This window comes from Streptomyces aurantiacus JA 4570 (genome assembly GCF_000414115.1).
Taxonomy (GTDB): Bacteria; Actinomycetota; Actinomycetes; order Streptomycetales; family Streptomycetaceae; genus Streptomyces; species Streptomyces aurantiacus_A.
This window is the reverse complement of the sequence record NZ_AOPZ01000464.1, coordinates 1-1,689: the sequence shown is the minus strand read 5'-3', so window position 1 is coordinate 1,689 and position 1,689 is coordinate 1. Positions and strand designations below refer to the sequence as shown.

General features: G+C 70.9%; 2 protein-coding genes. Both read left to right on the top strand.

What is annotated here, in order from left to right:
* On the top strand, positions 1 to 714 hold a 714-nt coding region (locus STRAU_RS34690), incomplete at its 5' end, for an alpha-glucosidase C-terminal domain-containing protein (protein WP_037663901.1).
* A 163-nt stretch (positions 715 to 877) separates the two neighbouring features.
* Positions 878 to 1,689: maltokinase N-terminal cap-like domain-containing protein (locus tag STRAU_RS34685; protein WP_037663899.1), on the top strand; the 812-nt coding region annotated here is incomplete at its 3' end.

Below are 1,689 nucleotides of genomic sequence, written 5' to 3'. Positions count from 1 at the left end.
GACGAACTCACCCTGGAGATGGTCACCGACGAAGAACGCGACTACATGTACGCGGAATACGCCAAAGACCCGCGCATGCGCGCCAACATCGGCATCCGCCGCCGCCTGGCGCCCCTCCTGGACAACGACCGCAACCAGATCGAACTCTTCACCGCACTGCTGCTGTCCCTGCCCGGATCGCCGATCCTCTACTACGGCGACGAGATCGGCATGGGCGACAACATCTGGCTCGGCGACCGCGACGCCGTCCGCACCCCCATGCAATGGACCCCCGACCGCAACGCCGGCTTCTCCTCCTGCGACCCCGGCCGCCTCTACCTGCCCACCATCATGGACCCGGTCTACGGCTACCAGGTCACCAATGTCGAAGCCGCCATGTCATCGCCGTCCTCCCTGCTCCACTGGACCCGGCGGATGATCGAGATCCGCAAACAGAACCCCGCCTTCGGCCTCGGCTCCTACACCGAACTGCCCTCCTCCAACCCCGCCGTCCTCGCCTTCCTGCGTGAACGCGGCGACGACCTCGTCCTGTGCGTCCACAACTTCTCCCGCTTCGCCCAGCCCACCGAACTCGACCTGCAGACCTTCAACGGCCGCCACCCCGTGGAGCTGATCGGCGGGGTGCGCTTTCCGGCCATCGGTGAACTGCCGTATCTGCTGACCCTCGCGGGACACGGGTTCTACTGGTTCCGGCTGCGCGACGACTCGGCGTAAGGTCGCCGATACGGGCGGCGTGAGTCGACCCTTTTCCCGGCGTGACTCACCCCGCACAGGGCACTCGTACACGGCAGCACGCTCCCCAGCTCGGCACACTCCTGCTCGGCACGCTCCTTGCTCGGCACCTGACTTGTCCGCGGTGCGGAAAGGACGGGACATCATGTCGGAAGCCGCCACCCGCCCCAGTGCCAACGCCGGCGCGCTCCTCGCGTCGCTCGATCCGCTGCTGCGCGGCTGGCTGCCGCGGCAGCGGTGGTTCGCCGGCAAGGGGCGCCCCGTCACGGGTTTCGAGCTGGTGGCAGCGACCGAACTGCTGCCGCCCGGCGCCGAGCCGGGACTGCTGCATCTGCTCGTCCGCGTACGTCAGCCATGGGCGCACCCGGCCCCGGCGGCCACCGACCATGAACTCCCCGCCGACTGCTACCAGTTGCTCATCGGCGTACGCACCGAACTCCCGCCCCGGCTCGCGCCCGCGCTGATCGGCCATGTCACCGAGGGCGCGCTGGCCGGGCGGACGGTGTACGAGGCGCTGCACGACCCGCGCCTGGCCACGCTGCTCCTGGAACGGCTGCGGCAGCCCGGGCGGCTCGGCGTGCTGCGGTTCGCGCGCGCCGAGGGGCCCCCGGGGGCCGACATCCCGTCCGGTCTCGCGCCGCGCGCGCTCGGCGCGGAACAGTCCAACTCCTCGCTCGTATACGGCGATACGCTGATCCTGAAGCTGTTCCGCCGCGTGGTGCCCGGCGTCAACCCCGACCTGGAGCTGCCCCTGGCCCTGGGCCGGCAGGACTGCCGCCGGGTGCCGCCGCCCGCCGCGTGGATGACGGCCGACGGCGCCGACGAGCCGCTGGTGCTCGGCGTACTCCAGCCGTACGTGGCCGGGGCGACGGACGGGTGGGAGCTGGCCCTCCAAGTCCTCGCCAAGGGTGAGGACTTCAGCGGCGAGGCGCGGGCGCTGGGGCGGGCCACCGCCGA